This is a genomic window from Rhizobium sp. WYCCWR 11152 (assembly GCF_013087615.1).
GTDB lineage: Bacteria > Pseudomonadota > Alphaproteobacteria > Rhizobiales > Rhizobiaceae > Rhizobium > Rhizobium indicum.
On record NZ_JABFCP010000020.1, the window covers coordinates 167,756 to 194,473 of the forward strand.

Here is a 26,718-nt window from a genome sequence, read left to right on the forward strand (position 1 = left end):
CCGCATTCGTTGCTCGTGCACCACTTCCTCCTTTGATGGAAAGCCCCATGAAACGCCTGGCTTCTTCAGCGGTCTTCGTGATGACGATCGTTGGTGTCCTCGTTGTCGTCGCCCTAATCCTTTCTACCGGGCTTGGCGCCGTGGGCCGCTATCTCGGTCTCTCCGGAATCACTTGGTCATTTGAAATGGTCGGCATCCTGTTTTTGTGGACGACCGCGATCGGTGCTGTTCTGTCGGAGGTCGCCGGCGAAAATGTTTCCATCGACGGCAACACGTCCACCAGTGGTCGGAACCGCTGGTTTCGCATCTATCACAATCTCATCCTGCTCACCGTTGCCGCCGCCTTTCTGTGGAGCGGCAAGGCCATGCTTGCGCGCACGGGATTTGTTCCCACTCCCGTCATGCGCGCGCCGAGTTGGACCGTTCAGAGCATCATCGTCTTCATGGGCGCCACTCTGGCTGTCATTGCGATTGCGCGCATCGTTTCAGCATTCCGGGAGCGTGGCCAATGACGCTTCTGGTTCTCTTCGGCGTCTTCGCCATCACGCTCTACACTGGTGTGCCGGTCGCATGGTCGATCGCGTTTTCCACTCTTGTCGTCATTTATTTCGGTCTGGTTCCGCTCCCACCCTCCTGGTTTGCGCAACAGGTCTATATGGGAGCCGATTCCATTTCATTGGCGTCCATCCCGCTGTTTCTCGTCGCCGGCGGCATCATGAACGAGGGTGGCCTGACACGCCGGATCATCGACCTTGCCAATGACATGGTCGGATGGGTGCGAGGAGGATTGGGTGTCGTCAATGTCGCGACCTGCATGATCTATGGCGGAATTACCGGATCGGCCACGGCCGACACGGGTGCTGTCGGCGCCATCATGATCCCGGCGATGGCCGAACGAGGCTATCCAAGAGACTTCGCTGCAGCAGTTACGGCCGCAGCCGGGACGCTCGGCATCATCCTGCCGCCGAGCGTTGTGATGATCATGTACGGGGTCATAACGGATACATCAATCGGTGGGCTATTTGCAGCAGGCATCATTCCGGGTCTTATGTTGGCGGTCACATTCATGCTCACGGCCTGGTGGGTCGGGGTGAAGGAGAACTTTCCAAAGTCGGAGACCCGTCCGACCGTAACAAGCTTCAGCAAGCACCTTTTGCGGGCACTTCCTGCGTTAATGATGCCTATTGCGGTTCTCAGTTCCATGCTGAGTGGGCTTGCGACAACGACGGAAGCTGCATTCGTCGCAGTGGTCTGGGCTCTTCTGGTTGGAGGTGTTCTCTACCGCGAAATCACCTTGGTCGGTCTTTGGAAGATCGGAGTGGAGACGGTGCGCATGACCGGCGCCATTATGATCATCATGGCTGTCTCGGTTCCATTTTCCTGGATATTGACCGTCGAACAGATACCGCAATGGACCGCCGGGCTCCTTCATGCCTGGGGAGCCGGTCCGACCATCACGATCCTGCTCATCCTGGCGCTTTTGACCTTCGTCGGGACCTGGGCGGACCTTGGGCCTTCGCTGATCATCCTTGCACCGATCGTTCATCCGATCGGCGTCGAAGCCGGGCTTCAGCCCTATCAACTTGGCCTGATCTTCACGATGGCGTTGGGTATCGGTTTGTTCACGCCACCGGTGGGCACCAACATCTTCGTCGTCTGCAACGTCGCCAAGGTCGGAGTGAACGCGGTTACGCGCAGGCTCATTCCGTTCTTCATCACCAGCAACATCTGCCTTTTGCTCGTCGCCTTCATTCCGGAGACGACGGAATGGCTGCCGCGCTACTTCGGGTTCTAGCAACCGTCCGTGGCCGCAACGAATGGACAAATACGATGACGACACATCTGGTTGGGGGAATCTCCAGCGCCGGGCGGGCTCTGCCACCCTTGGACGGCAAGCCATTTATTACCGAACGATCACAAGGGGCCTATATCTGGGACGATAGACAGCGCCAATATATCGATACGGCGCTCGGATTTGGGGCGACGGTGATCGGCCATGCGAATCCGCTGGTTGTCGAGGCAGTCACTGCCGCCCTGCGCAATGGGCCGATGCCGGCCTTTGCCCATGATGGAGAGGAGGAAGCTGCCAGCGTGCTGACCGCTGCGACGCAGCATTTGTCGCGGGCGATCTTTACCAATACCGGTAGCGAGGCTGTCCATCTCGCTTGCCGTCTCGCACGCGCTGCCACAGGCCGTTCCTATATCGCAAAAATGGCTGCCGGCTATGATGGCTGGTATGACGACGTCACGCTAGGCCAGGCGGGATCCGCCGATGCGGCAATGCTCACAAACGCAAGGCCGGTGCACGAGCGAACCACGCTGCTGCGCTTCAACGACTTCGATGACGTCGATCAACTGTTCTCGGAAAACAGTGGCATCGCTGCCGTCATCCTGGAACCGATGCTGGCCAATGCGGGATGCATCCCGGCAGCGCCCGGCTATCTTGCTCATGTGGAAGCGACGGCGCGGCGCCATGGCGCGCTTGTCATTCTCGACGAAGTGCTGATGGGATTTCGCACGCGATTCGGGCTGACGGGGCATAGCATGGAGGTGGAAGCAGATCTGGCCACCGTCGGCAAAGCCATCGGCAGTGGCGTCGCAGTGGCCGCTGTCGTCGGTCGACCCGACCTCATGGCGCTTGCAGAAGAGGGTACAGTCAACCGCGCCGGGACTTACAGCGGCAATCCTGTGGCCACAGCCGCCGTCACCGCAACGTTTCAGGTTCTGAGAGACCTCGATTACGCCGCCTTGCTGGCGCGCGGCGAGCGGTTAAGGCATGGCATAAATTCAGCTTTTGCCAGTTATGGTAGGGCGGTTACGACCTCGGGGGAAGGCTCTGTATTTACCATCTGGTTTGCCGATAGCCCGCCCTCGAATTACGCAGAGACACTGGACAGGGCAAATGCCGTCATGACCCTCAAACTTCATGAGGCGCTACGCCGCCGCGGGCTGTTGATCATGCCGTTTGCCTTCGGTCGTCTCTATCTTTCCAATGCCCACACCGATGGCGTTATCGACGACATGATCGGTATTTTTGAAGACGCCGCAAGAGACATGGCGGCTTAGCCAATTTCCTGTTTTGGGATCCTGAAAACCATATGCCTTGCAACTGGCCGTTTACCGGATCGCGACCCTGATCACGGCGACCAGTAGATAGTGTCAAAGCTGCTGAAAATGCGAGCGGACGAAGCTGGCGACCGTGCGAACAGCGGCGCGCGCGCCATGTGGAACGAGAAGGGCGATCTCAAGCGGTTTCAGCGACGGCAGGCCGTCGTCTTCCGCGGTCAGACGGCGGTGTCGCGAAGCGACAACCGAGGCCGGCAAAGCTGTAACCGCGGCACCCGCATCCAGCGCCGCCTGAATCGACGGCAGATGTGAGGATGTCCATGCCGCTCGCCATCCGATGCCGGCCTGGGTGAGAGCGTGGACGATATGGGGCCGTGCTCGACAATCCTTCTCTGGAAACAAGGCAAGAGGCAGGGGGCGCTGCCGCTCAATCTGCCCATCCGGAGGTCCGCACCAGACCAGCGGCTCGCGACGCAGCAACTCGCCGACGATTGAATCCGGTGCACGAGTGATGATAGCGAGATTGATAGTGCCGTGTTCGACCATCGCCTCGAGGGAGCGGGAGAAGTCGCACTGGATCTCGACCTGGATACGGGGATTGGCGCGCGAAAACTCTTCGATCAAAGGCTTGCCAAACAGCTCGATATAGTCGTCCGGCATTCCAAGACGGACATAGCCGCGCATGGCACCTGGATCGAGCGCTGCCAGCGCCTCGTCCTCGATCGCAATGATACGGCGGGCATAGCCAATCAGGATCTCGCCTGTTTCCGTCAGGTGCACGCCGCGTCTTGTCCGGTCAAATAGCTTCCGCCCGATCTGTTCTTCAAAACGGGCGATGATGAGACTGACGGCCGCTTGTGACTTGCCGATCCTCATCCCTGCTGCAGTAAAGCCACCGGCGTCGGCCACTGCCACGAAAGTCGCGAGCGCATCTGTGTCGAAGTGCTGCATTTTGAACCTTGGAACTCGCTATGGGACGCGCGGCAATCTGATAGTTCCGACTAAGCGAGCTTCACCAAAAGACCACCAGACTGCAGATATCATTCTCCCTTTCCTCAAGTGAGTAAAGCGCTGGCCATGATGCGAACACGCCGATCTGGCCAGCCAATGTCTCAAGGGCATGGACACACACGATGTCGCACAAACCAGCCGCGTCCCAATGACCGCGCCCCAAAATAGCCTGTGCCACCGCGGGCCGGTGTCGCCTGCCGCCTCCGCCCGCATCCAACCCGTCTTGCCGTGACACACAAAAATGCAACTGCAATACTAAAGGTCGGCGACTTGTAGATGCATTCGCGTAAATGCGATTAGGCTTTCGATGTGTTGGGCGACAGCTCGGCGCGTTTCCTCGACGTCGCCCCGGTCGATCGCCTCGATGATAACGAGGTGTTCTGTGGAGTCCGGCTTCAGGCGATCTTTCAGGCGGTCGATTTCGAAGAGACGCGTGGTCGCCCGAAGCTCCCGCAGTACCTTTGCCATGACCGCGTTGCCGCAATGATCGATGATCATATTATGGAGATTGTCGTCCGAGAACCAGTGCGCGTCTGTGTGATACGCCGTCGCATCCAAAAGGTCGTGGATTTCCTGCCGGACGCTCATCAAAAGCCGCCGCGGAATGGCGTTGATCGACAATACCGCCGCTTCAGGTTCGATCAACAACCTCAGTTTCAAGCTTTGAAGATACTCGCCGACATCCACCTGTCGCACGACGTAGTTTCGGCCGTCGCCCTTGCGAACCAGGCCTTCGCCTTCTAACCTCTGCAGCGCTTCGCGCAGCGGTGTCCTCGAAATCCCGAGTGTCTCGGCAAGCCTTGCCTCAACGATGACATGCCCGCCTTTCAGCCGGCGATGCCGGATCATGTCGGACACGGCCTTGTAGGTCAGCGATGCAAGATTATGCTGCCCTTTCTCGGCCATTCTCCGACCCGGGGCCGCTAAGGCGTCTGTCACCGTTTGCTATTTCCTTGTTCTTTAGGGCGTTGGCCGCTCGACGCGGCACCGCGCTTTCCTTACGCGATCACTTGTTACATATGATAGCCGATTTGGAAAAGGACTGGAACGAGTGCAGATGGACGATGGTCTGAATGAAGTTGGCGACTCCAGCCTTGCTGACGAAACCTACCGTTCCCTGCTGGCCGATATTCTATCAGCCAGGCTCGCGGGGGGATCGGTCGTCCAGCAACGCCGCCTGGCGACGAAACATGCTGTTTCGCGTTCTCCCATGCGCCACGCGCTGGGACGTCTTGAAGGAGAGGGACTACTTGTCAGAAACGAAAAAGGCGTTCTCTCGGTCAGGGTCATCAGTCTCAAGGATTACCTTGACAGTCTCACCATGAGGATGCTGCTCGAACCAACTGCGGCCGCGCTCGCCAGTCCCCATGTTTCGCGACTTGAACTGGACCCTTTGACAAGCATGCTTGACGAGATCGAGGCCGACCCCGAACCTGACCCTGAGGTGGTCTGGGCGTTTGACGATGCGCTTCACAACTATATCGCAAGCGAAAGCCGCAACCCCTTTATGGCAACCACTATCGGGGAGATGCGGCGCTATACAACGATATTCGAGCGGCAGCTGCCTGTGGTGCGCGCAAAGCCGGGCGTGCGAGAACATCGAGCGATCCTGCTTGCCTTAGCCTCCAACGATGCCGAGGCGGCTCGCCGAGCCATGGCCGATCATCTCGAAGTCGTCCGTCAGGGCGTGCTTGCGAACTACTGAATCGATGAGTTGAGAATGCACTTGCATCTACGTACGACTTTTGTATAAAAGTGGGATCCCACTTGAATGCACGATCGGGATCCAACGATAAAGAATCGAACTCCAGAGGCTCTCCATGCTCCGTTCACATTTCTCTCGCAGCGTTCTTGCCGCGTCCTTCCTGTCGGTCACAGCGTCTTTTGCCTTCGCTCAATCCTGCGAACCCAAAGTGGCGGCAGGCGAGTTGATCAAGCCCGGCACGCTCGTCATGTCGACCAATCCAACGCTTCCGCCGCTCCAGTTCATCGACTCCACGGGCGATCTGAAGGGCATGCGCATCGACCTCGGCAAAGAGATCGCCAAGCGCCTTTGCCTTGAGCCCGAATATGTCCGCATCGAATTCTCCGCGATGGTTCCCGGTCTGCAGGCTGGCCGCTGGGACATGATCAACACGGGCATTTTCTTCACCGAAGAACGCGCCAAGATCATGCAGATGATCCCCTATGAAGATCAGGCCATCAGCGTCTCCGTGGCGCCGGATTCGAAGAAAAACGTCGCCACAAAAGATGATCTGGCCGGCATGACGATCGGTGTCGAAATCGGTGGTTTCGAGGAAACAAAGACACGCCTTCTCGACAAGGAACTGCGTGACGCGGGCAAAGAAGGCTTAACCGTCCAGACGTTCGATAATTTCGCCTTGGCCTTCCAGGCTCTGCGGGCAGGCCAGGTCCAGGGTGTCGTGTCGATCGACGCGGTTGCCAAGGAGTACGATTCTCGCGGGGACTTCAAACGGGCAATCAGCGGCCTCTACCCCGCTCCGGTTTCTGTCGCATTCAAAAGCCCGGCTTTGGCTGACGCCGTGTCTGCGACGTTGAAGGACATGAAGGCGGATGGATCTCTGAAGGCGCTCTTTGACAAATACGGCCTGCCGATGGTCGCGGGTGACTATTCGGTCAAAGGTCCCGGTCGCTGAACTGATTTCAAAGATCGTTTAGAGATGAGGCGGGGCGCGACCACGTCGCGCCAAACCTCTTGCAGAAAGTCGTCTTCATGTCGCTTTGGAACTGGTCTGGCTTTTTCGGTTATCTGTTCAACCCCTTTATACTTGGCGGGGTGTTCACGACCGTTTGGCTCACCGTCGTCTCGTTGATTGCGGGGCTAATTCTGGGCTTTGCTCTTGCATTGATGCGGCGATCGTCGCGGCGGGTGCCATACTACATTGCCAAGGCGTATATCTGGCTTTTTCGCGGCACGCCGCTTCTTGTACAGTTGATTGCGATCTACACGGCGCTTCCACTGTTCGGCATCAAGTTCACCGTCATAGAGGCGGCGTTGCTCGGGTTGGCTCTCAACGAGGCGGCCTATCTCGCGGAGATCATTCGCGCCGGTATCGAAGCCGTGCCGGAAGGCCAGACCAGGGCAGCGCGCGCGCTCGGCATGACGGAGCGTCACATCATGCGCTACATCGTGATGCCGCAAGCCTTCAAAGTTATCGTTCCGCCTCTCGGCAATTCGGTGAACGGTCTCTTGAAAACGACCTCTGTCACCTCCGTCATTTCGGTCGAAGAACTCCTTCGCCGGACCCAGGTTCTCATCCAGGAGCGGTTCATGGTGCTCGAACTGTTTGCTGTCGCGGCGATTTATTACCTCCTCCTCACAACACTCTGGGACTTCTTCCAGAGCCATATCGAAAAGCGCCTTGGTCAAGCCGGATCTCGGCTTTCCATTAACGAGAAGCGCTAGAACCAGGATTTTCAAATGCAGAAGACATTCCGCGGTGTCTACACCGTGATGATTACTCCGTTGGATCCCAGCGGCGCGGTCGATCTGAAGGGGCTGGCTGCCTTTACCGACTGGCAGGTCAAGGAAGGTATCCATGGCCTGATCCCTCTTGGATCGACGGGTGAGTTTCTATCGCTCAGCGAGGAAGAGCGCGATAGTGTGGCGAGGACCGTCATCGAAACTGTCGCGGGACGGGTGCCTGTTCTGATCGGCACGGGAGCGGAAGATACGCGGGAGTCCATTCGCCTTAGCGTCAAGGCCGAGGCAATGGGAGCTGACGGCGTCATGATTATTCCGCCGTTCTATTCCACCCCAACGGATGACGAACTCGTTCATCACTACAAGAGCATTGCGTCTGCCGTGGCCATCCCGATTATGGTCTACAACAATCCCGCGACCGCAAACGTCGACCTGACGCCGGAGCTGGTCAAGCGCATCGCCGAAATCGACGGCTGCGACTATATCAAGGAGTCCACTCTCGAAGTGACGCGCGTGCGCGATATCATCCGGCTGGCTGGCGACGATATGACTGTGTTCGGGGGTATTCTCGGGTTCGAGTCTTTCGTCATGGGTGCGCAGGGCTGGGTGGCAGTGGCTTCAAATGTTGCGCCAGGACCGATGGCGCGGATCTTCGAACTCGTCGCAAATGAGAAAAAGTTCGACGAGGCAAGAGAGCTTTACCTCAAATGGCTGCCTGTCATTCAGGCGGTCGGGGGCCAGGCCTATGTCGCAGGAACGAAGTCACTGCTGACCCACATGGGATTTGGCGCAGGCCTGCCGCGTCCGCCGCGCCTGCCGTTGCCGCCCGCGCAGGATGCCGCCATGAAGAAGCTGGTGGCCGATTTCGGTCTGACGTTCGGCGCCTGAGGAATTCCATGATGCCCGTCGCTTCCATAAACCAGAGCTTGAGGCCCGACGATGCACGGGTCAGGCTCTCGGTCGACGGTCTGCAGATATTTGCCGAAAAGGGCATGTCTGTTGCCGCCGCCATCGAGGCGACGGGGCGGCATGAATTTTCCCGAGGCATCAAAGGCGACGGCCGTGGCCTCTTCTGCGGAATGGGTGTCTGTCACGATTGCCTCGTGACGATCGACGGAAAAGTCAGCCAGCGGGCCTGCATGACCATCGTCGAGGATGACATGCAGGTCCTGCGTCCTGCTGCGCGGCCCGACCTTGCCACTGGTCAGATTGCCGATCTCTGCAGTGTGGCGCATTCCTTGACGACAAGGACGATGGACGTTCTCATCGTCGGAGCGGGGCCCGCGGGGCTTGCCGCCGCGCAGGTCCTTGCTGCGGCCGGCGCCAAGGTGACTGTCATTGATGAACGGCCGTCTGCCGGCGGGCAGTATTTCAAACAGCCCTCGACACGGAGCGCCGCCGAGCGATTGAGTGGTGACGAGCAGGCTTTATCCGGCGCAGCGCTTATAGGGGACGTGCGCGACCATGGCGTGACATTTCTAAGTGCTACAGTGGTGTGGGGTGCCGCACGTGACGACGACGGTTCGCTTATTATCGCCTGCTATGGGTCCGGCCATGCGTTTTACTGCAAGCCGAAAATACTCATCATCGCGACGGGGGCCTACGAACGCCCAACGCCGTTGAGGGGTTGGACACTTCCTGGTGCGATGACAACAGGGGCCGCCCAGACGTTGCTGAGGAGCTATGGCACCGTTCCCGGCCGAAGGATCATTGTCGCCGGAAACGGTCCTTTGAATATGCAGGTCGCAAACGAACTTCGAAAGGCAGGAGCCTCCATAGTCGCCTTGCTGGAAGCAGCCCCGCCACCCTGGTCTCGGCCGCTGGCAGCCCTCGGCCTCCTGACAACGGATCCCGCCCTCGCCCGCCACGGATTGCGCCAGATATCGACGCTGAGGTCCGCGGGCGTCAAGATAGGCTGGAATAGCGTGCTCACCTCGATCAACGGCTCGGAGCGTGTGGAGAGCGTCACGTTCGCCGGACCAGGCGGTGAGACCAATCTCGATGCTGACACCGTCCTTATCGGCGGTAATTTCACATCCTCCAATGAGCTGTCCCGGCTACTCGGCTGCAACCATGAGGTCATCGACGGCGATCTGCGGGCAGTGCGAGGTCTCGACGGTCAGACAACGCTTGCAAACGTGCATATTGTCGGTGAAGCGGCGCGTTTCGGCGGCGCGCATGTTGCGATGGCGGAAGGGCAGATCGCCGCCGCCGCGATTGCGCGAAAATTGGGCCTCCTTGTCCAATCCGACGAAAGCACAGCGAAAAGGCTCGCCCGCCATAGACGGTTTCAGGGGGCGCTTTGGCAGGTCTTTGCGCCGAAGGACGATGCAAAGACAAAGACGGCAATTCCGCCAGATGATGCATTGATCTGCCGTTGCGAAGGGGTGACTCACGGTGTCTTGAGGACGCTCAGCGCAGATAGTGCGCAGGACGTTTCGACATTAAAGCGCCTGTCGCGTGCAGGCATGGGGCGGTGTCAGAGCCGCTACTGCGGCAAAGCGATCGCTGACGTCGTCAAAGAACGGCACCTCACTGGCGAAACAAGCGGTTTTCTGGCTCCACAAATGCCACTTCGACCTATTCCGCTGGCGGCGCTTGCGGTCGAAAAGCCGGAATGGGGCGGCCACAAGCGCGCACTTTTGCCGGAAAAACCCCCAGTGGCGAATCCTCAAGCTTTGCCGGTGGCGGAAACATCCACGCTGGTAATCGGCGCAGGCATTGCAGGCCTTTCGACGGCGCTCTTCCTTGCCAGGGAAGGCGAGGACGTTGTGGTGGTGGAGCGCGCTTTTGCGAACTCGCTGGCGTCTGGAGGGAATGCAGGAAGCCTTCATGCCCAGCTGCTTTCCTTCGACCACGGTGCCCGTGCCGAAGGTGGCGGCGGAGCGGCCGCTCAAACACTTCCCCTCCAGCGTGATTCAATCGCTCTTTGGGCGGCGCTGCAAAGCGAGCTCGGACAGGATTTCGAGATGAAGGTCACAGGCGGCCTCATGGTGGCCGAAACCGATGACCACATGCGTTTTCTGGCGGAAAAGGTCGGGGTGGAGTGCGCGGCCGGGATCGATTGCCGCTTGATCGGGCAAGAGGAACTGCGCTCCCTGGAGCCTGCTCTGTCTTCTCACTTCGTCGGCGCTGCCTACTGCTCCCAGGAGGGCAAGATCAATCCTCTCGTCGCGACGCAATATATATTGGAGGCGGCACGGCGAGACGGCGCTCAACTCTTCGAAAATTGCGAGGTCACCGGGATAAGGACCTCGGACGACGGGTTCGAGGTCAAGACATCGAGGGGCATAGTGCGGGCAAAACGGATCGTCAATGCAGCCGGAGCCTTCGCTTCAAGGATCGGCGCGATGCTCGGTGTCGACGTGCCGGTATTCGGTGCTCCGCTGCAGATGGTGGTTACCGAGGCCGCAGCACCTTTGATCTCGTGTCTCGTCGCCCATGCCGACCGCCATTTGACACTCAAGCAGGCGGCAAACGGGAACTTCATTATCGGCGGCGGCTGGACCGCAGGCCTCGATCCCGTCCACCAACATCCACGCCCGCTACTGTCGAGCCTTGAGGGGAACCTTTGGGTTGCCCAGCACGTCGTTCCCGCTCTGCGCAAACTTCACGTCATCCGAAGCTGGGCGGCGATGAACATCAACATCGACGGTGCGCCGATCCTCGGTGAACATCCGTCAATGCCCGGGTTCTTCAACGCCGTCACTTCAAACGGCTATACGCTCGGCCCGATCGTCGGCCAGTTAACATCCCGGCTCGTTCTCGGTCGCGAGACCGATCGAGCCTTGCAACCCTTTTCCATCGCGCGTTTCCAGAAAGGCCGGGCATGATTGAGATCACTGGCGTTACCAAATATTACGGTCAGTTCGCTGTCCTTAAGAACTGCTCGGTGAACGTTGAGCGCGGTGAGGTCGTGGTTGTCTGCGGTCCCTCGGGGTCGGGCAAATCGACATTGATCAAATGCGTCAACGGGCTTGAGCAGTTTCAGGAAGGTTCGATCCGGGTGCATGGTATCGAAGTCGGCGACCCGATGACCGATCTGCCAAACCTTCGCACACGGGTAGGCATGGTCTTCCAGAACTTCGAATTGTTTCCGCATCTGACGATCATCAACAATATCATGCTGGCGCAGAAGATTGTCATTGGCCGCAGCGAAACGGCAGCCCACGCCAAGGCCATGGCGCTTCTTGATCGCGTCGGGCTGACGGACCACGCGAAAAAATATCCAAGCCAACTCTCCGGCGGGCAGCAGCAGCGCGTGGCGATCGCGCGGGCGCTGGCGATGGATCCGCTCGCAATGCTCTTCGACGAGCCGACCTCCGCGCTTGATCCAGAGATGATTTCCGAAGTGCTCGAAGTCATGACCGGACTGGCAAAGGACGGCATGACGATGATGGTCGTCACCCATGAGATGGGATTTGCCCGCCGGGTGGCGACACGCGTGATTTTCATCGATCAGGGCGAGATCGTCGAGGATCGTCCGAGCGAGGAGTTTTTCGCGGGAAAACACAATCCGCGGACCGAAGCTTTCCTTGGCAAAATCCTGCAACACTGAAGGTCAGGCTTGTGAGCAACTACGATCTCATCATCCGGAACGGCACGGGTTGCGACTGCTGCGGAAGTTTTCCAGGCGGATATCGGCATTAAAGACGGCAAGATTGTCCAGATCGGGCAGAGCCTGTCGGGTGCTGCGCGCACGATCGACGCCTCGGGCGGATGCGGACATCGCGATCTGGGATCCAGCCATCGAACGGACCATCCGTCATGCGGAACTGCATGATGGCGCAGACTATTCGCTCTACGAGGGGATCGAGATCACCCTCTACGAGGGGATCGAGATCACCGGCTGGCCGATAACGACAATTGTCGTCGGAAAGCCTGTCGTCGAAAACGGCGTCCAGGTGGGTACCAAGGGCCACGGGCAATATCGGAAAGCCGCGGCGAGACAAATCAACAAGCAGTCAAATCTAACAAGAGCGACATCATGAAACTGAAAATTACAGCAGGGCCTTTCATCTTCGACGCTGTCCTGGAAACTGCCAGAGCGCCCAAAACCTGTGAAGCATTCATCAAGCAGATGCCGTTCGATGGTAAAATCGTCCACGTTCGCTGGTCTGGCGAGGGCGTTTGGATCCCGCTTGGCGACCATGATTTCGGCGTCGGTTATGAGAACCATACGAGCCATCCGGCCCCCGGTCATATCATCCTTTACCCGGGAGGCATCAGCGAAACGGAAATCCTGCTTGCCTACGGAGGCGTCGATTTTTCATCGAAAATGGGCCAACTGGCTGGCAATCATTTCATCACAATCACATCCAATCTCGACCAACTCGCCGAAATAGGGCGCCTCACGCTGTGGGAAGGCGCGCAATCCATTCGATTTGAGGCCGAATCCTAGAGCATGATGCCGAAAAGTGTGGGCGGTTTTCGGCTGAGATCATGCTCTAACTATATAATTTAGAACAGGATTCAGATTTTAGGCCGACCCGGCCTAAAATCATCCTGTTCTAGGCGCAATAGCGCGAGGCGACAGGGTTGACGCCGGCGTGCCGGCACCGCCTGACGCTGCGGTTGGCACGTTTCCTGCATTCTAGTCTTCGAGATTTTCTTCGAGATTTCCAAATGGTGGACGAGGCCCGAAATGTCTTTTGATTTTGACTTCGAACTTGCGAAAAGAGCGGCGCAAGAACTGCCTCCGTCGCAGAAGCAGCCCAAAACGCGTAAGATGTCTCTTCTGCAGAGGCTCATGGCTTCGCCGCCAATTCCTCCTCGTCCGTCTCTCAGCATTCTGCGCACATATAGAGGTGGTGATGCGCAATGACGCTGTGATAGCCCTGTCGAGCAGGTAAGGCGGTGCTGTGCCGACGGTTCTATTCCCGTCGAGGCGGCGTCATTTCTACGGATGCGGTGCGTGCGACACTTGACGAACTGTGTCGCCGGGATAGTCCATTGGAACGCGCCTGTTGCCCCGTTCCAATAGGCCGGCAGCCTGCTCCCAACGACTTCAATATCGCGCATCTTCAAGGCCACAGAAAGGGTCTACCGGATTGGTGCCGAGGAAGGGCTTGCGACCGAGCATACAATCAACGACGGCTTCCTGGACGCTGTCCATGGTGGAGTACGCATTGATATAGGCCGGTACACGCGGCGCATCGTAGAGGTGATAGGGGTGCCCAAAGGAGATCATTACGGAGGGAATATTCGTCCAGGGTCGGTACATCGCCTTGAAAAGGCCCCCACCACCCATCCTATGCCAGTCGACGAATATCCGGCCTCGCACGAGCAGCGACTCGTCGCCTAGCGCGTAGAGGACGAGGTCGAAGTCGTCGGGGGTCGGCACGATGTCCGGTCGGTCGATCGAGATTTCGAAACCTTCCTTCCGCAACAGCGCGGGTAGTAGGAATTCCAGTGGCTGCGGCATGAGTGGATGAATGATGCCGCCGTCGACCAGCAGCACGCGCTTTGTTTTCGCCGGATCGAGCGGAAAGATACCATTGACGTCCTTCACAAGCGTAGGCGAGCGGCCGATGTATTCCCTTGATGCAGCGACATTGTCTGGATGCGCAAGCAGGTGGCGCGCTTCCGCCGCATCGGGGAGGACGTCTGACGGTTGAAAAAGTTTGAGATGCGCCTTGAGCGCCAGCACGCGAAGAACCGCTTCCTCAAGTCGCTCCTGAGTAATTCGCCCATCTTCGACGGCAGCCTTGACCGCCGCTATATCCTCCTCAGGTGCATCGCTGAAGAGGATCATGTCGCAGCCATTCGCGATGATATCAGGCAGCGTATCGAGGTGATGGCCCCAGGCGGACAGCCCTCCCATGGGTGTCGCGTCAGAGACGATGATGCCATTGAAGCCGAGTTCGTCTCGGAGAAGATCAACGTTCAGTAACCGTGAAACCGAGGCCGGTCGGAAGGCTTCAAGCCCGGCATCTGGCATCTTCGATCGAATATAGGCCGGAAGGGAAATGTGCCCGCTCATTATTGCCAACACGCCTTCGGTGATCAGCGTTCCGTAGAGCCGACCGAAGGTTTCCTTCCACTCGTCCATGGAAAGCGGATTGGTCGTCGTAACGAGGTGCTGATCGCGGTCGTCGTATCCCTCGCCCGGCCAGTGCTTTGCGGTAGCGGCAACGCCATTTCGTTGGAGACCGTGAACATGGGCAACCGCGTGCCGCTCAATCTTGTTGACATCGGAGCCGTATGAGCGCGTACCGACAATCGGCGATCGGAACGCGGCATTTATGTCGATGACTGGCGTGAAGGACCAACGCACGCCCATCGCGCGGCCCTCGCGCGCCAGGATTTCCGAACTTTTCTCGGTCGCCTGAACGTCGTCGACGGCGGCAAGACCAAGTTGGCCCAGCACCGGAGTGCCGAAAGCGAAGGAATGACGGCTGCCTTCGAGGTCTGCGCTGATGATGGGCGGGACTTTGCTCTTGGCCACGAGGTCAGAGATGACCCGCCGCTCGAACTCGAGGTCAGCCGTGAAGAAGCGCGTTACGCCGCCCGGCCTTAGTGAAGCAATGCGTTTGAAATCCTCCTCATCCGTCCCGATCATGATCAAGGTGAAGAGTTGGCCGATCTTGTCATCGAGATCGAGCGAGGCATAGACGTCCCGGATCCAGGATATCGCCGCGTCGTCGAGGTTGAACGGCGCTTTGCGAAGCTCGTCGTAGATCGTCATAAGTTCCCCCGTTGATCAACGCTCTGCGGATAGCCCGTGTGAATATGCACGCTATCCCGTCATAAGCCAGCGCGGTGATGTCAGGTTAAGTTCGTCGGGAACATTTTGGATATCTCGTGCCGCGTCGAAATAGCGAAACGCCACACTGTCGTCTTCTTGATTTCGCTGTCCTCCAGCGCCCGCGTCACCGGCACCTCATAAACCGCGCAGAATTCCAGCCGATCCCGAGGCAGGTAACTGCGTCCGGGATCACCGACCAGCACCCTCTTGCCGTCGGCTGCGAGCTTTGCGAACCAGGGAACGAGCGCATCGGCGAACGCGCGATCGTAGAAGACGTCGCCGGCAAGCACGACATCCGCATCGACCGCCTGCCCGATCAGATCGGCGCCGGTAAATCCGAGCGAAACGCGATTGGCCTCGGCATTCAGCCGGACTGCTGCCTCCGCCCAGGGATCGATATCGCTAGCCATGACCTCCCGGGCGCCGGCCATCACAGCCGCAATGCCGACAAGGCCGGAACCGCTGGCGAAATCCAGCACGCGCTTGCCGCGCACCGTCTCGGGATGATCGAGAACATAGCGCGCCAGTCCCTGGCCGCCCGCCCAGGCAAAAGCCCAGAAGGGCGGCGGCAGGCCGATCGCTTCCAGCTCCTCCTCCGTCTTCAACCAGAGCTCATGCGCCTCGCTTGCCAGATGGAGCGAAATCTCCGGCACATGCGGCGGTGGCATCAGGCTGGTATTGGCGCGGATGAAAGCTTGCGGGTCGGTCTTCAACGCGGCGGATTGTCCAGTCCGCCCATGCGGCAGACTTCGAGATATTCCTCCTCGGTCACCGGCTGCACCGAAAGCCGCATCGAGGTGACGAGCGCCATCTTGGCGAGCTTCTCGCTCGCCTTGACATCCTTCAGCGTCACCGGCTTCGGCACGTCCATGACGGCGCGGATATCGACGCAATCCCACTTCGGATCGCCCTTGGCGGAAGAATCGGGATGCGACAGGGCGCAGACTTCGACGATGCCGACGATCTCCAGCCCGTCATTGGAATGATAGAAGAAGCCTTTGTCGCCGATCTGCATCGCCCGCATGTTGTTGCGCGCCAGATAGTTGCGGACGCCAGTCCATTCTGTGCCCTTTTCGCCGGCAGCCTTCTGCTGCTCCCAGGACCAGGATGCGGGTTCGGATTTATAGAGCCAGTGCACCATGCTCACGCCTCCGGTTTGTTGAAGACCCAGTTGTAGGCCTTGACGTCGACGCTTTCGAATAGTCCGGCCTTGGCATAGGGATCGGCATCGGCAAGCGAACGCGCCGCCTCTTTCGATTCCGCTTCGACGATGATCAGGCTGCCGCAGGGCTTGCCGTCGTCATCGAGAAACGGGCCGGCGATCTTCAGCGTGCCCTCGGCATTCAGCTTGTTCAGATATTCGATATGCGTCGGACGCGTATCCATGCGCACGTTCAGATGTCCCGGTTTGTCCTTGCAGAGAAGGGCGAAAAGCATGTCTGTCTCCTATTCGGTGGTGATCGGACGCGTCATCAGCTGCTCTATCGCCTCTGATATATCGAGCTTGCCGTCGATGATGGCGGAAATGGCATCGGTGATCGGCATGCTGACCTTCAATTCCGCCGCAAGCCGCGAGGCGACGGAGGCGGCAAACGCGCCTTCCACCAGCGCACCCTGCAGGGGGTCGGTCTTTTCGCCGCGCCCGAGCGCGATGCCGAAGCGCAGGTTTCGCGATTGATGGCTCGTTGCCGTCAGCACCAGATCGCCGAGGCCGGAAAGCCCGCGCACCGTGTCCGCCTGGCCGCCCTTGGCGACGACGAAACGCGACATTTCCGCAAGCCCGCGCGCAATCAGCGCCGCGCGCGCGGAATCGCCGATGCCACGGCCTTCGACGATGCCGCAGGCGATCGCCAGCACATTCTTCAGCGCGCCGCCGAGCTGCACGCCGATCCGGTCGTTGGAAGCGTAGAGCCGGAAGGTCCGCCCGGAAATCGCCTGAGCGAGCCGCTCCGCAATTTCCATGTCGGCTGCAGCAATCGCCATCGCCGTCGGCAGGCCCTTGGCGATATCAGCGGCAAAACCCGGACCGGAGAGCACGGCGACGGAATGGTCCGGCAGTTCCCGTTCCAGCATGTCGGTCAGAAGATTGCCGGTCGCCCGTTCGATACCCTTAGCACAGGTGACGACGACAGCATCCTTGGAAAGATAAGGTCCGTATTGCCGCGCCGCATCGGCCTGGGCCTGCGACGGCATTGCAAAAAGCACGATGGAGGCACCAGTGATCGCATCCGCCTCGGCAGAAAATTCCAGCGTATCGGGCAGGAGAATGCCGGGCAGTACCGCATCATGCAGCCGTTCGGACTTCAGATCGGCAATCAGTGACGGATCGCGCCCGACGAGTGTCACGGCGCTGCGACCGGCAAGCGCGATGACCGCGGCAAGCGCCGTGCCGAAAGCCCCCGATCCGACGACGGCGATGTTTTCGCTCATGCCTTGGCCCCTCGTTTTCCGAAACCGATCAGCGTTTCCGCATTGGAATCGAGCGGCCAGCGCGAGCGCGGCTGCACGTCGAGCGCATCCGGTGCGGCGCCGGTCGCCATCCGCTCCAGTCCCGCCCAGGCGATCATCACGGCATTGTCGGTGCAGAGCCTGAGCGGCGGCGCGACGAAGCGGAAGCCATTCTTGTCGCACAGCGCCTGCAGCGTGCCGCGCAGTTCGAGATTGGCGGCGACACCGCCGGCAACGACGAGCGCCGGCTTTTCGCCAGTCGCTGGAAATTCCGTCTTGAATCGCTGCAGGCCACGGCCGATACGGTCCTTCAGCGTCCGCGAAACCGCCTTCTGGAACGAGGCGCAGATATCCGCGACGTCCTGATCGCTAAGCGGCGCGATATCCTGCGCCGCCTGCCGCACCGCCGTCTTCAGGCCGGAGAAGGAAAAGTCGAGCCTTGCCTCGCCGACCAGCGGCCGCGGAAAGTCGAAGCGATCGGGATTGCCGGCCTGCGCCATCCGCTCCACCGCCGGGCCGCCGGGATAGGGCAGGCCGAGCAGCTTTGCCGTCTTGTCGAAGGCTTCGCCAAGCGCATCGTCGATCGTCGTGCCCCAGCGTTCGTATTGCCCGACACCACGCACCAGGATGAGCTGGGTATGGCCGCCGGAGACGAGCAGCATCAGATAGGGAAAGGACAGCCCGTCCGTCAGCCGCGCCGTCAACGCATGGCCCTCGAGATGGTTGATCGCATAGAGCGGCTTGCCGGCGGCTCTGGCGATCGCCTTCCCGGTCATCAACCCCACCAGCAGCCCGCCGATCAGCCCCGGCCCCGACGTGGCGGCGATGGCGTCGACATCATCGAGCGACACATTGGCGCGCTTCAGCGCTTCCTCGATCAGCTCGTCCAGCGCTTCGACATGGGCGCGTGCGGCAATCTCTGGCACCACGCCGCCATAGGCGCTATGTTCTTCGAGCTGGGAAAGCACCACGTCCGACAGCACGTTGGAATGCCCCTCCGCATCGCGCTCGACGACCGCGGCGGCGGTCTCGTCGCAGCTCGTTTCGATGCCAAGGATGCGCAGAAAGGGAACCATGAAACCTGTTCGTTGATTGCGATGGGATGGAAACCCGTTTACGAGAACTCCGGTAACAACGGAATAGAACGGATGCAAACAAAACCTTTCCGGATCGGCACGCGAGGCAGCCCGCTGGCGCTTGCCCAGGCGCATGAAGCCCGCGACAGGCTGATGGCGGCGCATCATCTGCCCGAGGACATGTTCGAGATCGTCGTGCTGACGACCAAGGGCGACCGCATCACCGACCGGTCGCTGGCCGAGATCGGCGGCAAGGGCCTGTTCACCGAGGAGCTCGAACAGAAGCTTACCGCCGGCGAGCTCGATTTCGCCGTGCATTCCGCCAAGGATATGGCGACGAAGCTGCCCGAGGGGCTTTATCTCTCCGCCTATCTGCCGCGCGAAGATATCCGCGACGCCGTCATCGGCCGCACCGCGCGCAAACTGATCGACCTGCCGCATGGCGCCACTGTCGGTTCCTCATCGCTCCGCCGCCAGGCGCTGATCCGCCGGATGCGGCCGGATATCAATGTCATCACCTTCCGCGGCCTGGTCGAAACCCGCCTGCGCAAGCTCGAAGAGGGCGAGGTGGATGCGACCCTGCTGGCGCTTGCCGGCCTGAAACGCCTCGGCAAGGTCGACGTGCTGACCGATATCCTCGACCCCGACACCTTCCCGCCGGCGCCGGCGCAGGGAGCGATCTGCATCGAAAGCCGCATCGGCGATGCCAGGGTCGACGATCTGCTGGCGCCGGTCAACGACGCGCCGACTTTCGACACCGTCTCCTGCGAACGCGCCTTCCTCGCCGCACTCGACGGCTCCTGCCGCACGCCGATCGGCGGTTATGCCGTCTGCGAAGGCGACCTGATCCGGTTCTCCGGCCTCATCATCACACCCGACGGCCGCAGCCAGCATGCGGTGACGACCGACGGCCACCGCCGCGATGCGGCAGCACTCGGCACCCGCGCCGGCCAGGACGTGCGCGCCAGGGCCGGCAGCGCCTTTTTCGACGACTGGCACTGAAGCGGCCATGCGCGTGCTCGTCACCCGCCCCGCGCATTCGGCGACTAGAACCGCACAACGTCTGCGCGATATGGGCTACGAGCCGCTGCTGCTGCCGCTGCGTCAGCCGCTGCACGACAGCGATGCCGCCGCGGACGCGCTAACCATCACCAGTGGCGCAATCGCGGTGACCAGCGCCGAAGCCATCAGGGTCCTCTCCGCGCTCGGCGAGCAACTTCACCCGCATCTTGCCCGTCCGCTTTTTGCGGTCGGCGAAACGACGGCGCAAGAGGCGCGCAGCCTCGGCTTCCGATCGGTCGCCTCATCCCAGGGCAACGGCCGTGATCTCGCCGATCTCGTCGCGGCGCGGGGCGCCGACGGGTTGCTCTATCTTGCCGGCTGGCCCCGCGCCGAAACTTTCGAATCAGGTTTGCGCGAACTCGGCATCCATTTTTCCGTCGCCGAATGCTACCGCATGCAGCCGACCGCCCCCGATCCCGCCGAGATCGACGCGATCTTTGCTGACGGTTACCCGGACGCCATCCTCTTCTATTCCCGCCAGACGGCTGAGGATTTTTTTCGTCTGCCGGAGCCGCGGTTGGCGCCGCCGGAACACAGCACAGCCCGCCTTCTCTGCCTCAGCGAGGCGGTGGCGCAAGCCATCCCGACGGCTCTGAAAAAAAGCGTCGAGATTTCACCGATGGCGGATGAGAAAAGTCTTCTGTCGCTGCTTTGAAGGCTCTAGCCGCCCAAATTTGATCTAACCTCTTCCCTTAACTGGCATCACTGTCTAGTTTCGTTGCAATGCAGGATAAAGAGGACCTCATGGTATCGGGAAACCCGCCACGCCATTCGAAGAGCGCCGACGAACCGGTCACGATCGACCTCGATGCACAGGAATTCGCCGCTGCAGCCGATACCGAAAAACCGGTAGACAATGAAACCGGCGATGCCGACAGCACCACCGGCGATGTCGGCCTGGCGCCCGAAACCGAGACTGCGTCGCATGCCGAACATGAAGAGAAGCCTGTGATGGATGCGCCGGAGGAGGAACCGGCAGCTCCAGAACCTTCCTTCACCCCTCCTCCTGAACAGCCCGCGCCGAAGAGCGCCGGCACCTCCGGCCTCATTGCCGCCGGCATCTTCGGCGGCCTCGTGGCGCTGCTTGGCGCCGGCGCCATCCAGTATGCGGGTTACCTCCCGGGCTCCTCCGCGCCGCAGACGACCTCGCCGGAGACAGCCGATCTTGCCGGTGAGATCGACGGCCTGAAACAGGCCGTCGCCAACCTTGCCGCCAATCCGGTGAGCACAGATGACGGCGAGCTTGCGAAACGCGTCGCTGTGCTGGAAACGGCTGCAAAGGCTCCCGCGGCCGTCGCGCCGGCCGATTCTGTCAATGTCGATGCACTCAACCAGAAGATTGCAGAACTGACCGGTCAGGTCGACCAACTGCGCTCGACGCTTGCCCAGTCTTCCGAGCAGCAGACGACGAACGGCGCCGATATCGCCAAGCGCCTCGAAGAGGCCGAAAAGAAGCTGAACGAGCCGCGCGAGGACGTCGCCGTTGCCCGGGCGATCGCCGCTGCCGCCCTGAAGGCGGCGATCGATCGCGGTGGCCCGTTCCTGGCCGAACTCGACACCTTCGCCGGCGTCGCGCCTGACGATCCAGCCGTCGCCGACCTTAGAGCCTTTGCCGAGACCGGCATTCCCTCACGCACCGAGCTGGTGGGCGAGGTTCCCGATGTCGCCACCGCGATCGTCGAAGCCGTCAACCAGCCGGATCCGAACCAGAGCTGGTCGGACCGGCTGATGTCGAGCGCCAAGTCGCTGGTGAGTGTCCGTCCCGTCGGCAATATCGAGGGCGAAAGCGTCGAAGCCATCGCCGCCCGCATGGAGGAGAAGGTGAAGAACGGCGACCTGCCCGGCGCATCCGCCGAATGGAACAGCCTGCCTGCCCTCGGCAAACAGGCGTCCGCCGCCTTCAAACAATCCCTCGAAGCGCGCATCCGCGTCGAGGAACTGGTCGGCGGGGCGCTGTCGAAAGCGGTCTCCGGCACCGGCAAGGAGGGGTAAGACCATGCTGATCCGCCTTGTCGTCTTCGCCCTCTTCGTGCTGCTTCTTGCCTATGGCTTCTCCTGGCTCGCCGATCGTCCCGGTGACCTCTCGCTGATCTGGGAGGGCCAGATCTACCAGACGAAGCTGATCGTCGCCGCCAGCGCGATCATCGCCCTCGTCGCCGCCGTGATGATCGCCTGGTGGTTCGTCCGCCTGGTCTGGACCTCGCCGCATTCGGTGACGCGTTATTTCCGCGCCCGCAAGCGGGACCGCGGTTATCAGGCGCTGTCGACCGGCCTGATCGCCGCCGGCGCCGGCAACGCGCTGCTTGCCCGCAAGATGGCCGCCCGCTCGCGCGGCCTCATCCGCGCCGATCAGGAACCGCTGATCAACCTGCTCGAGGCCCAGGCCGCCCTGATCGAAGGTCGCCATGATGAGGCGCGCGCCAAGTTCGAGGCCATGGCCAACGATCCCGAGACGCGCGAACTCGGTCTGCGCGGCCTCTATCTGGAAGCCCGCCGTCTCGGGGCCAACGAGGCCGCCCGCCAATATGCCGAAAAGGCAGCCGACAACGCGCCATATCTGCCCTGGGCCGCACAGGCGACGCTCGAATATCGCAGCCAGGCCGGCCGCTGGGATGATGCGATCCGCCTGCTCGAACAGCAAAAGGCCGCCCGCGTCGTCGAAAAGGCCGAAGCCAACCGTCTGCACGCCGTCCTCCTGACGGCGCGCGCCGGCGAGAAGCTGGAAAGCAACCCGACGGGTGCCCGCGACGACGCTCTGCAGGCGCTGAAGCTTGCCGCCGATTTCATTCCGGCAGCCCTTATCGCCGCAAAGGCGCTGTTCCGCGAAGGCGGCGTGCGCAAGGCCGCCTCGATCCTCGAACAGGCATGGAAATCGGCACCTCATCCCGAGATCGGCCAAGCCTATGTCAGGGCCCGCAGCGGCGATTCGACGCTCGACCGGCTGAAGCGCGCCGAGCGGCTGGAAGGGCAGCGCCCGAACAATGTCGAATCCCTTCTCGTCGTCGCCCAGGCAGCCCTCGACGCGCAGGAATTCGCCAAAGCTCGCGCCAAGGCGGAAGCGGCGGCGCGCATGCAGCCGCGTGAAGCCGCCTACCTGCTTTTGGCCGACATCGAAGAAGCCGAGACCGGAGACCAGGGCCGCGTGCGCCACTGGCTGGCCCAGGCGCTCAAGGCGCCGCGCGATCCGGCCTGGGTGGCAGACGGCTTCGTATCCGACAAGTGGCTGCCGGTGTCGCCGGTGACCGGCCGTCTCGACGCCTTCGAATGGAAGGCGCCCTTCGGCCAGATCGAGGGTGCACTCGAAGACGGTTCGGCGCCAGCCTCGATCGAAACGGCCTTGAAGACATTGCCGCCACTGCGTGACGTTAAGCCGGAAAGCCCGGTCAACGACCATCGCATCATTGAGCTGGAACGCGCCGCGACGATTGCCGAGGCTGTGCGCCCCACGCCTGCACCGGCACCAGCACCGACATCGGCAAAACCGAAACCCGTCGAACCGGCCGGGAGCGATAAAGCGCCGGCGCCAAGCGAGGCGAAACCTTTCTTTGGCGGACTGCCGGATGATCCCGGCGTTCGCGATCCCAGGGTGGAACCGGAACCCAAGACACGGCTCCGCCTTTTTTGAAATGGAACGAAAACCGCATGTTCGAACGCTTTCAGGCATTTTTCCAGAAGCTCACCGCCGACAACCCGAAGAAAGGTTTTGCCCCTGACGATCCGCGCATCGCAGTGGCAGCGCTCTGCATGCAGGTCATGGAAGCCGACGGCCAGATCAAAGCCAGCGAGAAGAAACGGTTGCGCAAACTCCTGAAGGAGCAGTATGCGCTCGATGGCAAGCAGCTCGATGCTCTGATGGCCGCCGGCCTCGAGGCAGAAAGCTCCGCCGTCGACTATTATCGCTTTACCGCCGACCTGAAGCGCCATCTCAATACCGAGCAACGGCTGGAGCTGATCGGCATCCTCTGGGACATCGTCTATGCCGATGGCGAACGCAGCGAGATGGAAGACCATGTGATCTGGCGTATCGCCGATCTGCTCGGCGTCTCCTCGCGCGAGCGCATCCAGAAGCGCCAGGAGGCCGCCGCCAGGGTGACAGATGTCCAGGTTGCGCAAGATGATGCCGACTGAGCAAAACCCGAACCGCGACAGCCGCCCGATCCTCATCGTCCTGCATCAGGAGCGATCGAGCCCCGGCCGTGTCGGCCAATTGCTCGTCGAAAAGGGCTACCGCCTCGATATCCGTCGCCCGGTTCTCGGCCAGCCGCTTCCGACAACACTGAAAGACCATGCCGGCGCCGTCGTCTTCGGCGGGCCGATGAGCGCCAATGATCCCGATGACTTCGTCAAGAAGGAGATCGACTGGATCGACATTCCGCTGCGGGAAAAGCGCCCCTATCTCGGTATCTGCCTCGGCGCGCAGATGCTGGTCCGTCATCTCGGTGGCAAGGTGCAGTCGAATGCCGACGGCTCGACGGAGATCGGCTGGTATCCGCTGCACCCGACCGAGAAGGGTCGCCTGCTGATGCACTGGCCGAAGATGGTCTACCATTTCCACCGCGAGGGATTCGAGCTGCCGCGCGGCGCCGACCTGCTGGCCGAAGGCGACGCCTATCCGAACCAGGCCTTCCGCTACGACGGCAACGCCTGGGGCCTGCAGTTCCACGCCGAACTGACCCGGGTGATGATGCATCGCTGGGTCGTGCATGGCGCCCATCGCTTCATCCTGCCGAACGCCCAGCAGGGCCGCGAACATCTCGAAGGCCGCATGCTCTTCGACGCGCCGCTGAAAGCCTGGCTGACCGAATTTCTCGACATCGTCTTCGAAGGAAAGACAGCAAAGGCGACGTCTTCTATCGCCCTTCGCGCTTAATCCTTAAATCGATTGCGCTGGGGTAGGTGCGTCGAGCGTATCGATCCGGCGCAGTTTGGGGAAACTCGACGCCCAGATCGCCGCCACGACAAGCGTTCCGATCCCGCCGATGACAACCGCCGGCACCGCGCCGAAGATCGCCGCCATCGTGCCCGCCCTGAATTCCCCGAGTTCGTTCGAAGCGCCGACGAAGACCATATTGACCGCATTGACGCGGCCGCGCAGCTGATCCGGCGTCCAGAGCGCAATCAGGCTCTCGCGCACATAGACCGACACCATGTCGGCCGCTCCCATCAGCGCCAGCGCAGCGATCGAGACCTCGGTGTTGGTCGATATGCCGAAGATGATCGTTCCGATGCCGAACAGGGCAACGCCGATGAACATGTAGATGCCGGCGCGATGTCTGAGCGGATAGGCGGCAAGAAAGATCGCCATGACGATGGCGCCAAGTCCCGGTGCGGCGCGCAGCAGTCCGAGGCCCCAGGGACCGAGGGTGAGGATATCGCGTGCGAAGATCGGCATCAGCGCCGTGGCCCCGCCGAGCAGCACGGCGAAGAGATCGAGCGAGATCGCCCCGAGCACCACCTTTTCGGTGCGGATGAAACTGAAGCCGCCGAGGATCATCGCCCAGCTCTTGGTCTCGCCCGTCGTCTTCTGCACCGGTTTCGGGATCATGTAGAGAAGGGCGGCACCGAGCACGGAAAAGATCACCGCCACCGTATAGGCAGTCGGCGCACTGACACCGTAGAGCAGGCCGCCGAACACCGGCCCGGTGATTGCCGCGAGCTGCCAGGACGACGAATTCCAGGCGATCGCATTGGAGAGTGCCTCCTCCGGCACCAGATTGGGCGCCAGCGACTGCACTGCCGGCGACATGAAGGCGCGCTCGATGCCGAAGATCAAAAGCACCGCGAAGACAGGCAGCGGCGTGAAGCTTCCCATCAAAGTCATGACGAGCAGCGCCAGCGTGCAGAGCGCGCTCACCAGCGAGCAGAGGGAGGCGATCGCCCGGCGATTGTACCGGTCGGCCACCGAACCGGTGACGAGGATGAGCAGCAGCGACGGCAGGAACTGCACGAGACCGATCAAGCCGAGATAGATCGCACTGCCCGTCTGGTCGTACATCTGCCAGCCGACCGCGACGCTGACGATCTGCTGCGAGAAGGAAAGCAGGAAGCGCGCGAAGAAGAACCGCGTGTAGGACGAATGCCGGAACGCGGCAAAACGGTCTCCGGTGGGCGAAAACGACATGGATGTTTTCCGAGGAGACGGGCGCCGGAAGAGCTGCAAAGCCGCCCGTTAAACATGATTCACCGTGCGTTTCCACACGGCACTTGCCCGTTTAGTCGCCAATGTCTACATGTCTGTCAACAACGAATTGGAGACGATGATGTTTGCGCTGTTTCAAACCATTGATTTGGCTTTGAATATTTACACCTGGATCCTGATTGCCAGTGCCATTTTTTCCTGGCTCTATGCTTTTAATGTTATCAATTCCAGCAATCAGTTCGTCAATTCGGTCGGCACATTCCTCTATAATGTCACCGAACCGGTGCTGAAGCCGATCCGCCGCCTGCTGCCGAACCTTGGCGGCATCGATATTTCGCCGATCATCCTGCTGCTGATCATCTTCTTCCTGCGCACCCTGCTTTGGACCACGCTGTACCCGCTGGTCGCTTGAGCCGTCCCTGGAGCCTTTTCTATGACCATCTGCGCCTCGCCGTCCGGTTGACGCCGAATGGCGGGCGTGATGCTCTCGACGGCGTTGAGGCTGACGGCGAGGGCGAAGCTTTCCTGAAGGCACGCGTCACTGCCGTGCCCGAGAAAGGCAAGGCCAACAAGGCGCTCATCCTTTTGATCGCAAGATCCCTGCGCATTCCCAAATCCAGCGTCAGCCTCATCTCGGGCGAGACCGCGCGCAAAAAAAACCTCCGGATCGACGGCGATCCGGAGGATTTGGTAAAAAAGCTCGAGATATTTTTAGGCTGAGCGA

At 60.8% G+C, this 26,718-nt stretch carries 27 protein-coding genes and 1 pseudogene; 19 read left to right on the forward strand and 9 right to left on the reverse strand.

Translation table 11 applies throughout. The features are described from left to right. Positions 1-47: 47 nt before the first annotated feature. Genes G9X67_RS28250 through G9X67_RS28260 form a run of 3 tightly spaced genes read left to right on the forward strand, consistent with a single transcriptional unit; the run spans position 48 to position 3,066 of the window. Positions 48-512 carry a TRAP transporter small permease gene (locus G9X67_RS28250; protein ID WP_062941283.1) on the forward strand — a complete coding sequence of 155 codons (465 nt, stop codon included), beginning with the start codon at positions 48-50 and terminating at the stop codon, positions 510-512. After that, positions 509-1,795 (forward strand): TRAP transporter large permease, encoded by a 1,287-nt coding sequence (locus tag G9X67_RS28255; protein ID WP_171600194.1) that lies wholly within the window; start codon positions 509-511, stop codon positions 1,793-1,795. The genes G9X67_RS28250 and G9X67_RS28255 overlap by 4 nt, the downstream gene beginning before the upstream one ends. Then, a complete protein-coding gene (locus tag G9X67_RS28260) occupies positions 1,768-3,066 on the forward strand; it encodes an aminotransferase class III-fold pyridoxal phosphate-dependent enzyme (RefSeq protein ID WP_171600195.1) in 1,299 nt (432 codons plus the stop codon). The genes G9X67_RS28255 and G9X67_RS28260 overlap by 28 nt, the downstream gene beginning before the upstream one ends. 93 nt (positions 3,067-3,159) lie before the next feature. On the opposite strand, the gene G9X67_RS28270 is transcribed toward G9X67_RS28260, so the two are convergent. Together G9X67_RS28270 and G9X67_RS28275 are read right to left on the reverse strand one after the other, a co-directional pair. Continuing rightward, positions 3,160-4,017, reverse strand: a complete 858-nt coding sequence (locus G9X67_RS28270; RefSeq protein WP_138331800.1) for a LysR substrate-binding domain-containing protein — start codon at positions 4,015-4,017, stop codon at positions 3,160-3,162. Between the two features lie 315 nt (positions 4,018-4,332). Next, positions 4,333-5,016 carry an FCD domain-containing protein gene (locus G9X67_RS28275; RefSeq protein WP_171600196.1) on the reverse strand — a complete coding sequence of 228 codons (684 nt, stop codon included), beginning with the start codon at positions 5,014-5,016 and terminating at the stop codon, positions 4,333-4,335. A gap of 112 nt (positions 5,017-5,128) precedes the next feature. Between G9X67_RS28275 and G9X67_RS28280 the strand changes: the two genes are divergently transcribed. From G9X67_RS28280 to G9X67_RS28315, 8 genes and pseudogenes are all read left to right on the forward strand, one after another. Continuing rightward, complete coding sequence (locus G9X67_RS28280; protein ID WP_171600197.1) at positions 5,129-5,782, forward strand: FCD domain-containing protein; 654 nt, start codon at positions 5,129-5,131, stop codon at positions 5,780-5,782. Between the two features lie 115 nt (positions 5,783-5,897). Then, the gene (locus G9X67_RS28285) at positions 5,898-6,734 is read left to right on the forward strand and encodes an ABC transporter substrate-binding protein (protein ID WP_062941288.1); all 837 of its coding nucleotides are present in this window, start codon (positions 5,898-5,900) and stop codon (positions 6,732-6,734) included. Positions 6,735-6,811: 77 nt separating this feature from the next. Continuing rightward, complete coding sequence (locus G9X67_RS28290; protein ID WP_138331804.1) at positions 6,812-7,504, forward strand: amino acid ABC transporter permease; 693 nt, start codon at positions 6,812-6,814, stop codon at positions 7,502-7,504. Between the two features lie 15 nt (positions 7,505-7,519). Continuing rightward, the gene (dapA, locus tag G9X67_RS28295) at positions 7,520-8,410 is read left to right on the forward strand and encodes a 4-hydroxy-tetrahydrodipicolinate synthase (RefSeq protein WP_105007601.1); all 891 of its coding nucleotides are present in this window, start codon (positions 7,520-7,522) and stop codon (positions 8,408-8,410) included. Beyond that, positions 8,407-11,355, forward strand: coding sequence for an FAD-dependent oxidoreductase (locus G9X67_RS28300; RefSeq protein WP_171600320.1), 2,949 nt, complete (start codon positions 8,407-8,409; stop codon positions 11,353-11,355). Before dapA ends, G9X67_RS28300 begins: the two co-directional genes overlap by 4 nt. After that, entirely contained in the window at positions 11,352-12,080 is a 729-nt protein-coding gene (locus G9X67_RS28305) for an amino acid ABC transporter ATP-binding protein (RefSeq protein WP_171600198.1), read from the forward strand. Before G9X67_RS28300 ends, G9X67_RS28305 begins: the two co-directional genes overlap by 4 nt. A gap of 157 nt (positions 12,081-12,237) precedes the next feature. Further along, positions 12,238-12,513 (forward strand): annotated as a pseudogene (locus G9X67_RS35150) (hypothetical protein); the annotation flags it as partial. After that, positions 12,510-12,923, forward strand: a complete 414-nt coding sequence (locus G9X67_RS28315; RefSeq protein ID WP_171600199.1) for a DUF3830 family protein — start codon at positions 12,510-12,512, stop codon at positions 12,921-12,923. The pseudogene G9X67_RS35150 and the gene G9X67_RS28315, both read left to right, overlap by 4 nt. A gap of 606 nt (positions 12,924-13,529) precedes the next feature. Here the strand turns inward: G9X67_RS28315 and G9X67_RS28320 are convergent. From G9X67_RS28320 to tsaD, 6 genes are all read right to left on the reverse strand, one after another. Next, entirely contained in the window at positions 13,530-15,209 is a 1,680-nt protein-coding gene (locus G9X67_RS28320; RefSeq protein WP_171600200.1) for a glycoside hydrolase family 3 N-terminal domain-containing protein, read from the reverse strand. An 80-nt stretch (positions 15,210-15,289) separates the two neighbouring features. Then, positions 15,290-15,982, reverse strand: coding sequence for a methyltransferase (locus tag G9X67_RS28325; protein ID WP_138331807.1), 693 nt, complete (start codon positions 15,980-15,982; stop codon positions 15,290-15,292). After that, a complete protein-coding gene (locus G9X67_RS28330) occupies positions 15,979-16,410 on the reverse strand; it encodes an EVE domain-containing protein (RefSeq protein WP_138331808.1) in 432 nt (143 codons plus the stop codon). The genes G9X67_RS28325 and G9X67_RS28330 overlap by 4 nt, the downstream gene beginning before the upstream one ends. A 2-nt stretch (positions 16,411-16,412) precedes the next feature. Beyond that, positions 16,413-16,706 carry a YciI-like protein gene (locus G9X67_RS28335; protein WP_138331809.1) on the reverse strand — a complete coding sequence of 98 codons (294 nt, stop codon included), beginning with the start codon at positions 16,704-16,706 and terminating at the stop codon, positions 16,413-16,415. 9 nt (positions 16,707-16,715) lie between these two features. Then, positions 16,716-17,699 (reverse strand): NAD(P)H-dependent glycerol-3-phosphate dehydrogenase, encoded by a 984-nt coding sequence (locus G9X67_RS28340; protein ID WP_138331810.1) that lies wholly within the window; start codon positions 17,697-17,699, stop codon positions 16,716-16,718. After that, positions 17,696-18,793 carry a tRNA (adenosine(37)-N6)-threonylcarbamoyltransferase complex transferase subunit TsaD gene (gene tsaD, locus G9X67_RS28345; protein WP_171600201.1) on the reverse strand — a complete coding sequence of 366 codons (1,098 nt, stop codon included), beginning with the start codon at positions 18,791-18,793 and terminating at the stop codon, positions 17,696-17,698. The genes G9X67_RS28340 and tsaD overlap by 4 nt, the downstream gene beginning before the upstream one ends. A gap of 72 nt (positions 18,794-18,865) precedes the next feature. Here tsaD and hemC point away from each other — a divergent pair, with 72 nt between their 5' ends. The 6 genes from hemC to G9X67_RS28375 all read left to right on the forward strand — a co-directional run bounded on the left by hemC (position 18,866) and on the right by G9X67_RS28375 (position 24,725). After that, a complete protein-coding gene (gene hemC, locus G9X67_RS28350; RefSeq protein ID WP_138389465.1) occupies positions 18,866-19,795 on the forward strand; it encodes a hydroxymethylbilane synthase in 930 nt (309 codons plus the stop codon). Positions 19,796-19,802: 7 nt separating this feature from the next. Then, a complete protein-coding gene (locus G9X67_RS28355) occupies positions 19,803-20,510 on the forward strand; it encodes a uroporphyrinogen-III synthase (protein WP_171600202.1) in 708 nt (235 codons plus the stop codon). Positions 20,511-20,578: 68 nt separating this feature from the next. Continuing rightward, entirely contained in the window at positions 20,579-21,847 is a 1,269-nt protein-coding gene (locus G9X67_RS28360) for a COG4223 family protein (protein WP_171600203.1), read from the forward strand. A 4-nt stretch (positions 21,848-21,851) separates the two neighbouring features. Continuing rightward, positions 21,852-23,480, forward strand: a complete 1,629-nt coding sequence (locus G9X67_RS28365; RefSeq protein ID WP_171600204.1) for a heme biosynthesis protein HemY — start codon at positions 21,852-21,854, stop codon at positions 23,478-23,480. Positions 23,481-23,497: 17 nt separating this feature from the next. Beyond that, positions 23,498-23,983 carry a TerB family tellurite resistance protein gene (locus G9X67_RS28370; protein WP_062941301.1) on the forward strand — a complete coding sequence of 162 codons (486 nt, stop codon included), beginning with the start codon at positions 23,498-23,500 and terminating at the stop codon, positions 23,981-23,983. Then, positions 23,952-24,725, forward strand: coding sequence for a glutamine amidotransferase (locus tag G9X67_RS28375; protein ID WP_171600205.1), 774 nt, complete (start codon positions 23,952-23,954; stop codon positions 24,723-24,725). The genes G9X67_RS28370 and G9X67_RS28375 overlap by 32 nt, the downstream gene beginning before the upstream one ends. Before the next feature lie 3 nt (positions 24,726-24,728). Here G9X67_RS28375 and G9X67_RS28380 read toward each other — a convergent pair whose 3' ends face one another. Next, positions 24,729-25,976, reverse strand: coding sequence for an MFS transporter (locus tag G9X67_RS28380; RefSeq protein ID WP_171600206.1), 1,248 nt, complete (start codon positions 25,974-25,976; stop codon positions 24,729-24,731). A 139-nt stretch (positions 25,977-26,115) separates the two neighbouring features. Between G9X67_RS28380 and G9X67_RS28385 the strand changes: the two genes are divergently transcribed. Both G9X67_RS28385 and G9X67_RS28390 read left to right on the forward strand, forming a co-directional pair. Further along, complete coding sequence (locus G9X67_RS28385) at positions 26,116-26,406, forward strand: YggT family protein (RefSeq protein WP_018448228.1); 291 nt, start codon at positions 26,116-26,118, stop codon at positions 26,404-26,406. Further along, entirely contained in the window at positions 26,403-26,714 is a 312-nt protein-coding gene (locus tag G9X67_RS28390; protein ID WP_171600207.1) for a DUF167 domain-containing protein, read from the forward strand. The genes G9X67_RS28385 and G9X67_RS28390 overlap by 4 nt, the downstream gene beginning before the upstream one ends. Positions 26,715-26,718: the final 4 nt, after the last annotated feature.

Bases quoted from the DNA above. Each gene is read 5' to 3' on its own strand.
- G9X67_RS28250 (WP_062941283.1), top strand. From the start codon at position 48: ATGAAACGCCTGGCTTCTTCAGCGGTCTTCGTGATGACGATCGTTGGT.
- G9X67_RS28255 (WP_171600194.1), top strand. From the start codon at position 509: ATGACGCTTCTGGTTCTCTTCGGCGTCTTCGCCATCACGCTCTACACT.
- G9X67_RS28260 (WP_171600195.1), top strand. From the start codon at position 1,768: ATGGCTGCCGCGCTACTTCGGGTTCTAGCAACCGTCCGTGGCCGCAAC.
- G9X67_RS28270 (WP_138331800.1), bottom strand. From the start codon at position 4,017: ATGCAGCACTTCGACACAGATGCGCTCGCGACTTTCGTGGCAGTGGCC.
- G9X67_RS28285 (WP_062941288.1), top strand. From the start codon at position 5,898: ATGCTCCGTTCACATTTCTCTCGCAGCGTTCTTGCCGCGTCCTTCCTG.
- G9X67_RS28290 (WP_138331804.1), top strand. From the start codon at position 6,812: ATGTCGCTTTGGAACTGGTCTGGCTTTTTCGGTTATCTGTTCAACCCC.
- dapA (WP_105007601.1), top strand. From the start codon at position 7,520: ATGCAGAAGACATTCCGCGGTGTCTACACCGTGATGATTACTCCGTTG.
- G9X67_RS28305 (WP_171600198.1), top strand. From the start codon at position 11,352: ATGATTGAGATCACTGGCGTTACCAAATATTACGGTCAGTTCGCTGTC.
- G9X67_RS28315 (WP_171600199.1), top strand. From the start codon at position 12,510: ATGAAACTGAAAATTACAGCAGGGCCTTTCATCTTCGACGCTGTCCTG.
- G9X67_RS28320 (WP_171600200.1), bottom strand. From the start codon at position 15,209: ATGACGATCTACGACGAGCTTCGCAAAGCGCCGTTCAACCTCGACGAC.
- G9X67_RS28330 (WP_138331808.1), bottom strand. From the start codon at position 16,410: ATGGTGCACTGGCTCTATAAATCCGAACCCGCATCCTGGTCCTGGGAG.
- G9X67_RS28335 (WP_138331809.1), bottom strand. From the start codon at position 16,706: ATGCTTTTCGCCCTTCTCTGCAAGGACAAACCGGGACATCTGAACGTG.
- G9X67_RS28340 (WP_138331810.1), bottom strand. From the start codon at position 17,699: ATGAGCGAAAACATCGCCGTCGTCGGATCGGGGGCTTTCGGCACGGCG.
- tsaD (WP_171600201.1), bottom strand. From the start codon at position 18,793: ATGGTTCCCTTTCTGCGCATCCTTGGCATCGAAACGAGCTGCGACGAG.
- hemC (WP_138389465.1), top strand. From the start codon at position 18,866: ATGCAAACAAAACCTTTCCGGATCGGCACGCGAGGCAGCCCGCTGGCG.
- G9X67_RS28355 (WP_171600202.1), top strand. From the start codon at position 19,803: ATGCGCGTGCTCGTCACCCGCCCCGCGCATTCGGCGACTAGAACCGCA.
- G9X67_RS28360 (WP_171600203.1), top strand. From the start codon at position 20,579: ATGCAGGATAAAGAGGACCTCATGGTATCGGGAAACCCGCCACGCCAT.
- G9X67_RS28365 (WP_171600204.1), top strand. From the start codon at position 21,852: ATGCTGATCCGCCTTGTCGTCTTCGCCCTCTTCGTGCTGCTTCTTGCC.
- G9X67_RS28370 (WP_062941301.1), top strand. From the start codon at position 23,498: ATGTTCGAACGCTTTCAGGCATTTTTCCAGAAGCTCACCGCCGACAAC.
- G9X67_RS28375 (WP_171600205.1), top strand. From the start codon at position 23,952: ATGTCCAGGTTGCGCAAGATGATGCCGACTGAGCAAAACCCGAACCGC.
- G9X67_RS28380 (WP_171600206.1), bottom strand. From the start codon at position 25,976: ATGTCGTTTTCGCCCACCGGAGACCGTTTTGCCGCGTTCCGGCATTCG.
- G9X67_RS28385 (WP_018448228.1), top strand. From the start codon at position 26,116: ATGTTTGCGCTGTTTCAAACCATTGATTTGGCTTTGAATATTTACACC.